General features: G+C 66.9%; 11 protein-coding genes and 1 tRNA gene. 4 read left to right on the top strand and 8 right to left on the bottom strand.

Annotation, left to right across the window (positions count from 1 at the left end):
- The first annotated feature begins 92 nt into the window (after positions 1 to 92).
- Together JJV70_RS21990 and JJV70_RS21985 are read left to right on the top strand one after the other, a co-directional pair.
- Positions 93 to 2,378 carry an FdhF/YdeP family oxidoreductase gene (locus tag JJV70_RS21990; RefSeq protein WP_219049784.1) on the top strand — a complete coding sequence of 762 codons (2,286 nt, stop codon included), beginning with the start codon at positions 93 to 95 and terminating at the stop codon, positions 2,376 to 2,378.
- A 62-nt stretch (positions 2,379 to 2,440) separates the two neighbouring features.
- On the top strand, positions 2,441 to 2,896 hold the full coding sequence (locus JJV70_RS21985; RefSeq protein WP_219049783.1) for a PaaI family thioesterase: 456 nt from the start codon (positions 2,441 to 2,443) through the stop codon (positions 2,894 to 2,896).
- Between the two features lie 4 nt (positions 2,897 to 2,900).
- Here the strand turns inward: JJV70_RS21985 and JJV70_RS21980 are convergent, their stop codons facing one another.
- The 6 genes from JJV70_RS21980 to JJV70_RS21955 form a co-directional block, all read right to left on the bottom strand.
- Positions 2,901 to 3,665 (bottom strand): ABC transporter ATP-binding protein, encoded by a 765-nt coding sequence (locus JJV70_RS21980; RefSeq protein ID WP_308294958.1) that lies wholly within the window; start codon positions 3,663 to 3,665, stop codon positions 2,901 to 2,903.
- Positions 3,662 to 4,675, bottom strand: coding sequence for an ABC transporter ATP-binding protein (locus tag JJV70_RS21975; protein WP_219049782.1), 1,014 nt, complete (start codon positions 4,673 to 4,675; stop codon positions 3,662 to 3,664). The genes JJV70_RS21980 and JJV70_RS21975 overlap by 4 nt, the downstream gene beginning before the upstream one ends.
- Positions 4,672 to 6,036, bottom strand: coding sequence for a branched-chain amino acid ABC transporter permease (locus JJV70_RS21970; RefSeq protein WP_219049781.1), 1,365 nt, complete (start codon positions 6,034 to 6,036; stop codon positions 4,672 to 4,674). Before JJV70_RS21970 ends, JJV70_RS21975 begins: the two co-directional genes overlap by 4 nt.
- Positions 6,033 to 6,956, bottom strand: coding sequence for a branched-chain amino acid ABC transporter permease (locus JJV70_RS21965; protein WP_219049780.1), 924 nt, complete (start codon positions 6,954 to 6,956; stop codon positions 6,033 to 6,035). Before JJV70_RS21965 ends, JJV70_RS21970 begins: the two co-directional genes overlap by 4 nt.
- A gap of 180 nt (positions 6,957 to 7,136) precedes the next feature.
- Positions 7,137 to 8,303 (bottom strand): branched-chain amino acid ABC transporter substrate-binding protein, encoded by a 1,167-nt coding sequence (locus JJV70_RS21960; RefSeq protein ID WP_219049779.1) that lies wholly within the window; start codon positions 8,301 to 8,303, stop codon positions 7,137 to 7,139.
- Between the two features lie 293 nt (positions 8,304 to 8,596).
- Positions 8,597 to 9,280 (bottom strand): ANTAR domain-containing response regulator, encoded by a 684-nt coding sequence (locus tag JJV70_RS21955; RefSeq protein WP_219049778.1) that lies wholly within the window; start codon positions 9,278 to 9,280, stop codon positions 8,597 to 8,599.
- A gap of 97 nt (positions 9,281 to 9,377) precedes the next feature.
- Between JJV70_RS21955 and JJV70_RS21950 the strand changes: the two genes are divergently transcribed.
- Together JJV70_RS21950 and JJV70_RS21945 are read left to right on the top strand one after the other, a co-directional pair.
- Positions 9,378 to 9,460, top strand: a tRNA-Leu gene (locus tag JJV70_RS21950).
- Positions 9,461 to 9,544: 84 nt separating this feature from the next.
- Complete coding sequence (locus JJV70_RS21945) at positions 9,545 to 10,324, top strand: helix-turn-helix domain-containing protein (protein WP_219049777.1); 780 nt, start codon at positions 9,545 to 9,547, stop codon at positions 10,322 to 10,324.
- A gap of 10 nt (positions 10,325 to 10,334) precedes the next feature.
- On the opposite strand, the gene JJV70_RS21940 is transcribed toward JJV70_RS21945, so the two are convergent.
- Positions 10,335 to 11,696, bottom strand: a complete 1,362-nt coding sequence (locus tag JJV70_RS21940; protein ID WP_219049776.1) for a glutamine synthetase family protein — start codon at positions 11,694 to 11,696, stop codon at positions 10,335 to 10,337.
- Positions 11,693 to 13,338, bottom strand: a 1,646-nt coding sequence (locus JJV70_RS23330; protein WP_219049775.1) for an IucA/IucC family siderophore biosynthesis protein, incomplete at its 5' end; no start/stop codon positions are given. The genes JJV70_RS23330 and JJV70_RS21940, both read right to left, overlap by 4 nt.

Raw genomic sequence — 13,338 nt, 5'->3', positions numbered from 1 at the left:
GCGGCGCGGGTCGCCGCGCGCGGCGCGGGTCGCCGCGCGCGGCACGCAACGCGGCGGCCCCGCGCCGCGGGGGTGCGTGGGAGGATGGGGGCATGACGCGTGGTGTTTCTTCCTCCGGCCAGGACCCGGTGCAGGACGCCCCGCAGGTAGGGCCACCGCGGCAGACGGCGGCGGGTTTGCCCGCCGTGGGGCACGCGCTGCGGATGGCGCGGGAGGAGATGGGCGTCAAGCGCACAGCGCTGACGCTGCTGCGCGTCAACCAGAAGGACGGCTTCGACTGCCCCGGCTGCGCGTGGCCCGAGGGCGAGAAGCGGCACACCGCGGAGTTCTGCGAGAACGGGGCGAAGGCCGTCGCGGAGGAAGCCACCCGGGCCCGCGTCACCCCGGAGTTCTTCGCCGGGCACCCGGTCGCCGCGCTGGCGGAACGCTCCGGGTACTGGCTGGGCAAGCAAGGGCGGCTCACCCACCCCATGTACCTGGCCGAAGGCGCCACCCACTACACGCCGGTCAGCTGGGAGCAGGCGTTCACGATCATCGCCGAGGAGCTGGACGCGCTCGCCACCCCCGACGAGGCCGTGTTCTACACCTCCGGCCGCACCAGCAACGAGGCGGCGTTCCTCTACCAGCTCCTCGCCCGCGAATTCGGCACCAACAACCTGCCCGACTGCAGCAACATGTGCCACGAGTCCTCCGGCGCCGCGCTGACCGAGACCATCGGCGTCGGCAAGGGCAGCGTCCTGCTGGAGGACCTGGCCGGGGCCGACCTGATCATCGTCGCCGGACAGAACCCGGGCACCAACCACCCCCGCATGCTCAGCGCCCTGGAGCAGGCCAAACACGGCGGCACGAAGATCATCACGATCAATCCGCTGCCCGAGGCCGGGATGACCCGGTTCAAGAACCCGCAGAAGGCCAGCGGCCTGCTCGGCTCCGGCACGGCACTGACCGACCTGTTCCTGCAGATCCGCCTCGGCGGCGACCAGGCCCTGTTCCGGCTGCTGAACCGGCTCATCATCGAAACCGACGGCGCGGTAGACGCCGACTTCGTCGCCGCCCACACCGACGGCTACGACGCCTTCGCCCACGCCGCGCGCGCCACTGTCTGGGACGCCACCCTCACCGCCACCGGCCTGCCCCGCGACCGCATCGAGCAGGCGCTGCGCATGGTGCTCGCCTCCCGGCGCACCGTCGTGTGCTGGGCGATGGGCCTCACCCAGCACCCACACGCCGTCGCCACCATCCGCGAGGTCGTCAACTTCCTGCTGCTGCGCGGCAACATCGGCCGCCCCGGCGCCGGAGTGTGCCCGGTGCGCGGACACAGCAACGTGCAAGGCGACCGCACCATGGGCATCACCGAACAACCCGCCCCGGCGTTCCTGGACGCGCTGGGCCGCGAGTTCGGCTTCCAGCCGCCACGCGCCCCGGGCCTGGACACCGTAGAAGCCATCCGGGCCCTGCGGGACGGCCGGGCCAAGGTGTTCCTCGCCCTGGGCGGCAACTTCGTGTCCGCCACCCCCGACACCGCCGTCACCGAAGACGCGATGCGCCGCGCCGCGCTAACAGTCCACGTGTCCACCAAACTCAACCGCTCCCACTGCGTCACCGGCGCCCGGGCGCTGATCCTGCCCACCCTGGGCCGCACCGAACGAGACGTACGCGGCGGAGGTGAGCAGTTCGTCACCGTCGAGGACTCCATGGGCATGGTGCACGCCTCCCGCGGGCGGCTGGAACCAGCCAGCGGCGAGCTGCTGCCGGAGCCCGCGATCATCGCGCACCTGGCCCGGCGGGTCCTGGGCCAGCGCAGCACCACTCCATGGGAGGAGTTCGCCGACGACTACAGCCGGGTACGCGAACGCATCGCCCGCGTCATCCCCGGCTTCGAGGACTTCAACACCCGCATCAGCAAGCCCGGCGGCTTCACCCTGCCGCACGCGCCACGTGACGAGCGCCGCTTCCCCACCGCCACCGGCAAGGCCCGCTTCACCGCCGCCCCCGTGACCTGGCCCCAACTGCCCCAAGGGCGGCTACTGCTGCAAACACTGCGCTCCCACGACCAGTACAACACCACCATCTACGGCCTTGACGACCGCTACCGAGGCATCACCGGCGGACGGCGCGTCGTCCTCGTCCACCCCGACGACGCCCACGCCCTGGGCCTGCCCGACGGCTCCTACGCCGACCTCACCAGCCAGTGGCACGACGGCAGCGAACGCACCGCGCCCGGCTTCCGCGTCGTCCACTACCCCACCGCACGCGGCTGCGCGGCCGCCTACTACCCGGAGACCAACGTCCTCGTGCCGCTGGACCACACCGCGCACGGCAGCAACACCCCGGCCAGCAAGTCCCTGGTGATCCGCCTCACCCCCACCACGCGCTGAGCGCCCGCTCACGATCTGATAAGACGGCCTCACCGTCTTACCAACGATCGGAGCCAGCACCCATGGGCGAGCACGCGACCACCACCCGCTTCCCGCAGGAAGTCCTCGACCAGTGGGCCGGACGCGGCATCGACCTGCCCTCCCTGTTCTCCGCCGGGCACCTCGGCGAACGCATGGGGCTGCGCGTCGTAGAAGCCTCCCCCGACCGCGTCCTGGGCACCCTGCCCGTCGAGGGCAACACCCAGCCCTACGGCCTGCTGCACGGCGGCGCCTCCGCGGTCCTCGCCGAAACCCTCGGCTCGGTCGGCGCCATGCTGCACGGCGGCCCCGGCAAAGTCGCCGTCGGCGTCGATCTCAACTGCACCCACCACCGCGGGCTGCGCTCCGGCCTGGTCACCGGCACCGCCACACCCCTGCACCGGGGGCGCAGCACCGCCACCTACGAAATCGTCATCGCCGACGAACAGGGCCGCCGCGTGTGCTCCGCCCGCCTGACCTGCCTGCTGCGGGACGCCTGACCCCCTACGCACCCTCACCCAAGTACGCCTCCCGGACCTTCGGACTGGCCAGCAGCGCGGCGGAGTCGTCCGTCATGGTGACCGCGCCGGTCTCCAGGACATAGCCCCGGTCAGCGAGCCGCAGCGCCTGCGACGCGTTCTGCTCCACCAGCAACACCGTGGTGCCCTGCTCGTTGATCTCCCGCAGAATCTCAAAGATCTGCTGCACGATCAGCGGGGCCAGACCCATCGACGGCTCATCCAGCAACAACACCTCCGGCCGGCCCATCAGCGCCCGCCCGATCGCCAGCATCTGCTGCTCACCACCCGACAGCGTGCCGCCCAGCTGCGAGGTGCGCTCCTTCAGCCGGGGGAACAGCGTAAAGACACGGTCCAGGTCAGCCCGGTCCGCGGAACGGAAACGGTAGGCACCCATCTCCAGGTTCTCGCGCACCGTCATCCGCGCAAACACCCGGCGCCCCTCGGGAACATGGCCGATACCGAACCGCACCAAGTCGTGCGACTTGATACCGTCCACCCGCTCCCCGCGCAACACCACCTGGCCCGAACGCGGCCGCAGCATGCCCGAGGCGGCCCGCAGCGTCGTCGACTTCCCCGCGCCATTCGCGCCGAGCAGGGCCACCACCTCGCCCTCGTGCACCGTCACGTCGATGCCCTTCAGCGCCTCGATGGCCCCGTAGAACACCCGCAAGCCACGCAACTCCAGCACCGGGGCGGTGCGCGGCCCGCCCGGCGACTCCTCCCGCGACAACTCAACCGCACCGCTCACGTGGGCTCCTCCCCTGACTGCTCATCCCGCGCCGCCTGCTCGTCGGCGTCCTCACCATCACGCGCGGAAGGCACCCCGCCGGACGCCGGTGACCGGGGCGCGTGCGGCCCGGATGTCTCCGGCCCAGCCCCGTCCGGCCCGGGCGCACCCGCCCCGGCGGGCTCATCCGATTCCGCCGGGGCGCCCAAGTACGCCGCCACCACCGCCGGGTCCTGCTGCACCTGCGTCGGCGTGCCCTCAGCGATCTTGCGACCGAAGTTCAACACCATCACCCGGTCCGCCACCGACATCACCAGCCGCATGTCATGCTCAATCAGCAGCACACTCACCCCCAGCTCCCGGTTGATGTGCCGGATCAGCTCCTCCAGCTCCAGCTTCTCCGTCGGATTCGTACCCGCCGCCGGCTCATCCAGCAGCAACACCTGCGGATCGGTAGCCAGCGCCCGCGCGATCTCCAGCCGCCGCTGATCCCCGTAACTCAGCGAACCAGCCAGCTCATTCAGCTTGCCCGCCAACCCGACGAAATCCAGCACCTCATGCGCCCGCTCATCACTGCGCCGCTCCGCGCGCCGCGCATGCGGCAACCCCAGCATCACCGACGCCGGACCCGCCTTCAACCGCGTCTCCGCCGCGATCTTCACGTTCTCCAACGCCGTCAACGCCGAAAACAACCGGATGTTCTGAAACGTGCGCGCCAAACCCAGCCGGTTCACCCGAAACGGCTTACGCCCCCGCAACTCGTGCTCACCACCACCCCCCGGCCGGTACGTGATCCGGCCCTCCTGCGGCACATAAGCCCCCGTCAACGAGTTGAACAGCGACGTCTTACCCGCACCATTCGGGCCGATCACCGCCAGGATCTCCCCGCGCCGCATACCCAGCTCCACCCCGTCCAGACTCGTCACGCCGCCAAAGCGCAACGTGATCCCCGACGCGTCCAGCACCAGGTCACCCGGACCAGCCACCGCACGGCCCCCCGGACCGCTCTCCTTGCCCACATCCACCGTCATGACACCCTGCCTCCCGCCGGCTCCGTCATCGCATCCCCCGCCACCTCACCGGACCTGGCCATCTTCAGCTCACGCGACCGGCGGCGAGAAGGAATCACACCCTGCGGGCGGTAAATCATCATGACCACCAGCAGCGCCCCCAGATACATATACCGGTCCTTCGGGTCCACCAGATCCCGCAAGAACTCCGGCAACCACACCAAGAACGCCGCACCGAACAACACCCCCGGAATCGACCCCATACCGCCGAAAATCACATACGCCAGCACCAGCACCGACAACAGAATGACGAAATTCTCAGAATTGATGTACCCCACCTTCGACGCATACGCCACCCCCGCCACACCCGACGTTGACGCGCCGATCGCGAACGCCATCAACTTATAACGCACCGTATCCACACCCGTCGCCGCCGCCGCCACCTCATCCTCACGGATCGCCGTCCACGCCCGGCCCACCTTCGAATGCTCCAGCCGCCAGAACAAGAACACCACCACCGCAATGAACACCAACAGCAAATAGTAGTACGGCATCGGGTCCACGACACCCCACTCATAACTCCAAAACCCCAGATCCAGCGAAAACCGCTCCACCTTCACCCCACGCGTACCCCCGGTGTAATCCCCCAGATTCTTCGCCGTCAGATACACAATCTCATGAAAACCCAGCGTCACGATCGCCAGATAGTCACCCCGCAGCCGCAACGTCGGCGCACCCAACAGCACACCCGCCACCAAACACGTCGCCACCGCGACCGGAATCACCGCGAAATTGTTCAACACCATCGGCGGCTGCACCGGCAACGCACCCGTCCAATACGCCGCACTATACGCACCAATCGCGAAAAACGCGATAAACCCCAGATCCAGCATCCCCGCCCAGCCGATCACCACATTCAACCCCACCGCCACCAGCACGAAAATCGCGATCTGGTCCACCAGCACCGTCTGCCAATACCGATCCAGCCCCGACGGCACCCACACCGCAAGCGCCGCCGCCACCCCCAGCACACCCCACCGCACCCGCCCATCACCACGCCACACCCCGCGCACCACACCCAGCGGACCCGACGCCAACGCCCTCGAACCCGCCAACGCCGCACCCACCCGCGGCGTCAAAAACTCCCGCCCCGCCCACACCACCACCGCAAGCCCCAACCACACCCACAACCCCACACCCGTGACATTCTCCTCCAGCGCGAAGAACAAATCCCGGTGCGAACCCTGCACCCCCGTCACCAGCGTCATCAACACCGCCAACGCCAACAACGCCCCCAGCCGCCGCCACCGAGGCCGCTGATACCAGCGCTCAGCCCGCAACCGCCGCGCCGCCCCAGCCCCCACCGACGTCATCGCACTCATGCCGTCCTCCCCAAACGCTCACCCAGCAAACCCGTCGGACGGACCATCAACACCAGCACCAACGCGGCAAACCCCGCCACATAGCGCCACTCCTCACCCCACACAAACACCGTCATCGTCTCCACAATCCCCAACAGCATCCCGCCAAGCATCGCCCCCCGCACATTCCCGATCCCACCCAGCACCGCAGCCGCAAACGCCGTAATCCCAGGCAGAAAACCCATCGTATACACCACCTTATTATTCACCCCAAACAAAAAGCCCGCCGCACCACCGAGCAGACCACCAATAACGAACGTCCGCGACACCACCTTGTCAATATCCACCCCCATCAACGACGCCACCTCCGGATCCTGCGCCACCGCACGAATACCCGAACCCAACTTCGTCCGATTCACCACATAATCCAGACCCACCATCATCCCCACCGCCGACATCACGATGATCACCTGCGTGACATTCAACTCCGCACCGAACACCGTCAACACCCGCCGGTTCTCATACAGATCCGGCATCGCCAGCGAATTACGCCCGAACAACTTCCCCGCCAGGTTGTACAAGAAAAACGACGCACCAATCGCCGTAATCAAAAACACCAGACGCGGCGCACTCCGGCGCCGCAACGGCCGGTACGCCACCTTCTCCAACCCAAAAGCCACCACACCACCAAACGCCGCACCAGACAACAAGCCCACCACCACATACACCACCGACTGCGCGCCCCCCGGATCAGCAACCGGCGCCCACACCGTCAGCGCCAGCAAACCCCCAAACGCACCAAACATGAACACTTCACTGTGCGCGAAATTCAACAACTGCAACACGCCATAGACCAGCGTGTACCCAATGGCGATGACGGCATACAAACAACCGAGCACCACCCCCAGGACCAAAAAGTCCCAGAAAGCGTTCAACGACATCGAACCGACTTCCTTTTGGGAACAAAAGCCGCCACCCGCACGCGTTCAGCGACCACGGGACGACCAGGAACAACCACCAGGCCGCGCAAGCCCACACCCACGACCCGCCCAGCCCCAGCCGGCGCGACGCGCCCCCACACGCCGCGCCGACCACACCACCTCAGCCAGCCACCAGACCCGTCACCGCGCCGACAACTTGTCGACACTCCCCCGGTAACCAATCTCCCTGTCCTTCACCTCATACAGGTAGATCGTCTGGTTCGTGAAGTCACCCGAATCATCGAAGGAAAACTCCTTCGTGATCCCCTTGTACTCCACCCCGCGCAGCGCCTCCAACAGCTTCCCGCCATCAGAATCCGCACCACCCGTCTCCGCGATCTGCTCGATGATCATATTCGCGACGTCGAACGACTCCGCCGAATACGTCCCCGGCGGCTGGTTATACGCCGCCTCATAATCCTCCGCGAACTTCTTCGTCGCCTCCTCCTGCGTCGGATCCGTACACGGACACGTCAACAGCCACCCATTCGCCGCATCCCCCGCCAACTCCACGAACTGCATGTCCCGACTGCCATCACCCGACATCCGGATACCCTCAAACCCCGCCTCCGACAACTTCGTCGCAAACGGACCCGCATCCTCGTAATACCCCGCGTAAATCAACGCGTCCGCCTTCTCCCCCACCACATTCCGCGCCGCCGCACTATAGTCCGGCGTCTTCTGCGGCACACTCTGCCGCACCACCTCCAGACCCGCCTCCTTCAACGACTTCTCCGCCACATCCGCCAAACCCACCCCATAATCCGTCTTATCGTCCACCACGACGACCTTCTCCACATCCGCCGACCCCGACAGATACGTCGCCATCCCCGCACCCTGCGCCGAATCATTCGGCACCGCCCGCAGGAACGAGTCATACCCCTTCGTCGTCAGATCCGGACGCGTCGCCGACGACGACACCGCCGGAATACCCGCCTCCGCGTAATACTCCCCCGCCGCATCCGCCGAACCCGAAAACGCCGGACCCACCACCGCGACCACACCCTCAGAGATCGCACTCTGCGCCGCCGTCGGCGCCTTGTCCGGCAACCCCTGATCATCAGCCGCGAAGTACTCGACCTCAAAGTCGAAGTCACCAGACGCGTTCGCCTGGTCAATCGCCAGCTTCACGCCGTTCTCCATGTTCTGCCCCAACTGCACGTTGTCACCCGACAACGGCCCCTGGAACGCGATCTTGACGGCGCCACCACCACCGCCGCCACCCGAACCGCCATCCCCACAACCCGCCAACGCCAGCGCACCCACCGCCAACGGCGCACCCAGTCTCACGATCGTCTTGTTGAGCACAGTACGAACCCCCAGGTTCGGCCCAGAACGTGTGCGACCACCGGACCAGCCGGCGGAAGAAACCGCACAACGGTGCGGTTGGCCACGGAATCTATTGCGCCCACGACAACCCAAACAGACACCCGACACAGATGTGATCAGCCTGTGACCTCCGACACGCGTCGGAAAGAGGACGCTCCTTACCGCTCACCGAACGAAACGGCGCAACACCTGCACACCGCACAGCGAACACAAAACGGTCAAAACGCAAAAAGGGGGCCGCGCCACGCGACCCCCACACCAAACCCCCAGCCCTACCGCTCCCGCTGCCCCTGCTCCCTCGACGCCCGCTTCTCCGCCGCATCCTCGATCACAGCCTCCGCCACCTGCCGCATCGACAACCGCCGATCCATCGACGTCTTCTGAATCCACCGAAACGCCGCAGGCTCCGACAACCCATACTCCGTCTGCAACAACGACTTCGCCCGATCCACCAGCTTCCGCGTCTCCAGCCGCTGCGTCAGATCCGAAACCTCCGACTCCAACTGCTTCAACTGCGCAAACCGCGACACCGCCATCTCAATCGCCGGCACCACATCCGACTTACTGAACGGCTTCACCAGATACGCCATCGCACCAGCGTCCCGCGCCCGCTCCACCAACTCCCGCTGCGAGAACGCCGTCAGCATCAACACCGGCGCGATCGACTCCCCCGCGATCACCTCCGCCGCAGAGATACCGTCCAACACCGGCATCTTCACATCCATGATCACCAGATCCGGGTCATGCTCCCGCGCCAGCTCCACCGCGCGCTGCCCGTCCCCGGCCTCACCGACGACCGTGTAGCCCTCCTCCTCCAGCATCTCCCTCAGGTCCATGCGGATCAGGGCCTCGTCCTCCGCGATCACCACCCGGGTGACCTCCGGCGGCACGTGCGCGTCCACCCCTTCGGCAGTCTGGTCCGGGACGGGGTTCTCGGGGGCGTCAGCGGCGCTCACTGTGCTCCTCGCGGGGTTTCGAGCAGGTCGGGCCTCATGAGCCTATCGGGCCGACACCGCCCGCGACGAGCCGGTACACTGCTCATGGCTCCAGCCCGCCGGGTTGGTGGAATGGCATACACGGAAGTCTCAAACACTTCTGCCCGGAAGGGCTTGTGGGTTCGAGTCCCACACCCGGCACCCGTCACCGCATGTGTAACCCACAAGGGTGAAATCGGCGGTTTGCCCTAGCTTTCGTTAATCGAACACGTGCACGCTCGCCGTATGCACGAACACGCACCGTCATTGCGACACGAAGCCCTTGCTCTGCTCAGGCGGGGCATCACCAGCCAAGTCGTGGCCGAGCAACTGAACGTGCCGCGCGGCACAGTGGGCTGGTGGGCGCACCAGGACCGCAAAGCCCGTGGAGTGAAGTACGAACGCCCGCACGACTGCCCTCGGTGTCACGGCCGAGATCCCGACCATCCCGCCTACTCGTATCTACTCGGCCTGTACCTCGGCGACGGGCACATCATCTCCAAGCCGAAACAACACCATCTGTCGATTTTCTGCACGACCAAGTACAGGGGGCTGATGGACGCGGCAGAGACTGCGGCTCGCTCTGTCATGGCGAAGCCGAGCATCTGCCGAGTCAACCGTCAGGGTTGCACGGAGATCAAGTCCTCCTCGCCGCACTGGCCCCACCTGTTCCCCCAGCACGGGCCAGGGAGGAAGCACGAGCGGCGGATCGTGCTGGAGCCGTGGCAGCAGGCGATCGTGGACGCCTACCCGTGGGAGCTGATCCGGGGTCTGATCCACTCGGACGGGTGCCGGATCACCAACTGGACGACGCGGATGGTGGCAGGTCAGCGGAAGCGCTACGAGTATCCGCGCTACTTCTTCACCAACAAGTCTGACGACATCAAGCGCATCTTCACGGACACGCTCACGCGGGTGGGCGTGGAGTGGAGCACGCTGGCTCGTGGCAGCGATCCGTTCAACGTGTCCATAGCCCGTAAGGCGTCTGTCGCGTTGGTGGACGTGCATGTGGGGCCGAAGTTCTAGGGGCGCAGTTTTAGAGGCGTTCGAAGCCGCGCTGGCGTTCCCAGTCGGTGGTGGCGCGTTCGAAGGCGGCGAGTTCGGTGCGGGCGGCCTGGGCGTAGTGGGTGGTGATGGTGTCGCCGAAGGTCTTGGTGGCGAGTTCGCTGGTTTCCCAGTGGTGGAGTGCTTCGGTGAGGGTGCTGGGGAGTCGGGGGACGTTGGGGTCGGTGAGGGCGTTGGTGGTGTGGGGTGCGGGAAGGGGGAGTTGGTTTTCGATGCCGTGGAGGCCGGCGGCGATGGTGGCGGCGAGGGCGAGGTAGGGGTTGGTGTCGCCGCCGGGGACGCGGTGTTCGATGCGGAGGGAGTGGCCGTGGCCGATGACGCGGATGGGGCAGGTGCGGTTGTCGCGGCCCCAGGTGATGCCGGTGGGGGCGAAGGCGCCGGGTTGGAGGCGTTTGTAGCTGTTGATGTTGGGGGCCATGAGGAGGGTGAAGTCGGGGAGGGCGGCGAGTTGTCCGGCGATGAAGTGGCGCATGAGGTGGGACATGCCGTCGGGTGCGGTGGGGTCGGCGAGGATGGCTTCGCCGTTGGTGCCGCGTAGGGAGAGGTGGATGTGGCAGGAGTTGCCTTCTCCTTCGTCGTATTTGGGCATGAAGGTGATGGCGTGGCCTTCTTGGGCGGCGATGTGTTTGGCGCCGTGTTTGAAGAGGGCGGTGTGGTCGGCTGTGGTCATGGCTTCGGCGTAGCGGAAGACGATTTCGTATTGGCCGGGGTGGACTTCGGCGCGGGCGGTTTCGAGGGTGAGTCCGGCGGTGGTCATTTCGCGTCGGATGCGGCGGAGCATGGGTTCGAGGTGGCTGGTGCCTTGGAGTGCGTAGTCGATGGTGTGGCGGGTGGCGGGGCGTAGGTTGTGGTAGTGGGCGGTGTGGGCTTGGTCGTAGGTTTCGGTGAAGGTGAGGAATTCGAGTTCGGTGCCGGCGTGGGCGGTGAGGCCGTGGGTGGCGAGGCGGTTGAGTTGGGTTTGGAGGATGTGGCGGGGGGCGATGGGGACGGGGGTGCCGTCGGGCCAGTGGGCGTCGGCGATGACGAGGGCGGTGGCGTCGTCCCAGGGGAGGGTGGTGTAGGTGGTGGGGTCGGGTTTGAGGAGGAAGTCGCCGAATCCGGTGTTCCAGGCGTCGATGGTGTAGCCGGGGCCGGTGTTCATATCGACGTCGGTGGCGAGGAGGTAGGTGCAGGCGGTGAAGCCGTCGGTGGCGGCTTCGTTGAGGAAGTGGGGTATGGCGAGGCGGCTGCCTTGGAGGCGGCCTTGGAGGTCGGGGAGGGCGACGATGATGTTGTCGAGGTGGCCTGCGGTGTGGTCGGCGCGGAGTTGGGTGTAGGGGTCGGTGGTGGTCATGTGGGGTCCTGGGGGGTGTGGAGGGGGTTGGGTATGCGGCCGTGGGTGATGTCGAAGCCTTCGTCGCGTTCGGCGCGGTCGTGGAAGGCGCCGCCGAGGAGTTGTTCGCGGTTGAGGGCGATGCGGTCGAATTCGGGGTTGAGGAGGCCGTAGTCGGTGGCTCGGTGGGCGTGTTGGGGGAAGTTTTTGTGGTAGGTGGTGATTTCGTCGCGGACGAGTTGCCAGAATCGGGTTTCTTTGAGGTGGCCGTGGCGTTCTAGGAGGGGTGCGAAGTAGCGGAAGTGTCCGGCGAAGATGGCGCTTTGGAGGGAGTGGGCGAGTTCGGGGGCGGGCCAGCGGAGGAGGACGGTGTTGGCTTTTTCGCTGAGGGTGGTGTAGTGGGGTTGGTGTTCGGGGAGGAGGTTGACGTCTTCGGCGAAGTCTTTGATGGCGATGCCGATGGGGGTGTCGGTGGTGTCGTAGAGGATGATGGTGTTTTCGCCGTGGGGGCAGAAGGCGACGCCGTAGGCGTAGAGGTGATGGAGGAGGCCGGGGAGGAGGGCGCTTAGGAGGTGGGTGATCCAGTCTTCGGCGGGGCGGCCGGAGCGGTGGATGAGTTCGGTGACGAGGGGGCGGTCGTCGCTGCCGGTGGTGAGGAGGGCGGCCATGGTGCGGGCGGTTTCGCCGTCGCGTAGGTGGGTGGTGATGGGTTCGCGCCAGACGGCGCCGAGGAGTTCGTGGTAGCGGTAGGGGGCGTCGGGTATGTCGGTGTAGAGGGGGTGGTGGACGCTGACGGCGGCTTCTTCGCCGAGGGGGTGGAAGCGGAGTTGTGTGCTGAGGTAGGGGTCGGTTTCGCGGAGGGTGTGGAGCCAGTGGCTGATGTCGGGGGCGGCGTGGGTGGGTTCGGTGGACAGGCCGCGCCAGACGAGGGTGTTGCGGATGAGGAGGGGGACTTTGACGTTGCGTCGGTGGGGGTGGTCGAGGTTGGCGAGGGTGCGGATGGATTGGAGGGGGCGGTAGCGGTCGGGGCTTTCGCCGAGGGGGATGATGCGGCCGTCGGCGAGGTAGGGGGCGAAGAGGGTTTCGACGGCTTCGTCCCAGTGGTAGGGGTGGATGGGCATCCAGTGGTAGTCGGTGGGTTGGTGGTTGGTGGTGGCGCAGGCTTTGTCGAGGGTGGCGGTGTATTGGCTGCGGGTGTGGGGGTCGAGTTCCTGGGTGAGGAGGGTGTCGGCGTCTAGGTGGGGGGTGCCGGAGTAGCGGGCGAGGCTTGTGTGGACGGCGGTCCACAGGAGGCGGATGGTTCCGGCGGCTTCGGGGCTGTAGGTGGCGGTGTCGTGGCTGGAGAAGCCGAGGCGGCCTTTGTTGAGGAGCATGCAGGGGTGGCCGTCTTGGTGGGCTTCGAGGTCGAGGTGGTCTAGGTCGGCGAGTTGGGCGGCGGTGGGGCGCCTGGTGAGGGTGGTGGCGTCGGCGGTGCGGGTGGCGGTGAGTTCGCGGAGGATTTCGGCGGTGGTGGGGCCGTCCCAGCCGAGGGTGGGGCGGGCGTCGAGGAGGAGGCGTTCGGGGCCTGCTTCGGTGTCGTCTGGTGGGGTGGGGTGGCGGGTGGGGTCGCTGGTGAGGTGCCAGGTGCCGAAGGTGCCGCGGGTGGCGGTGAAGGTCCAGGTGA

Source organism: Streptomyces sp. JJ66, from assembly GCF_019303495.1.
Lineage (GTDB): Bacteria > Actinomycetota > Actinomycetes > Streptomycetales > Streptomycetaceae > Streptomyces.
Note: the sequence above shows the minus strand (reverse complement) of the source record. Positions and strands in the feature narration are given on the sequence as shown.